This window comes from Streptomyces sp. SP18CS02, from assembly GCF_036322365.1.
In the GTDB taxonomy this organism is placed as follows: domain Bacteria; phylum Actinomycetota; class Actinomycetes; order Streptomycetales; family Streptomycetaceae; genus Streptomyces.
Map to the genome: position 1 here is coordinate 1 of NZ_JAQYXC010000187.1, position 315 is coordinate 315.

At 76.2% G+C, this 315-nt stretch carries 1 protein-coding gene; it reads right to left on the reverse strand.

All coding sequences use genetic code 11. From position 1 onward, the window contains the following. A partial coding sequence (locus PUR26_RS01980) for a hypothetical protein (protein WP_329868532.1) occupies positions 1-315 on the reverse strand: 315 nt, incomplete at both ends.

The following is a 315-nucleotide window of genomic DNA, read 5'->3' on the forward strand; positions in this document are numbered from 1 at the left end:
GAGGGTGGGGTTGGGGTGCGAGTGGGGTTCTTGTTTCAGGTGGGGTTCGGGTTTGGGCGGGTGCCGGGGTTTCGGTTCCTGGGCGGTCCGGTGTCTTTCTGGGGTCCTGGTGGGCTGTGCCTTCGCGTTGGCGTCCGCCGCGGTGGCGGCGGCGGGGACGGCGTCCGCGTCCTCCTGGCCGCCGTCACGGACGGCGGAGAGGGCTCGGGGGGCGGTCGCGGGGTCGGCGGGGTGCCGGGGGCGGGGGCTCCGCGCCGTGAACAGCCGGGTGGCGGTCTCGAGGCGGGCGCCCGAGCGCCGCGAGGTGGACAGGAC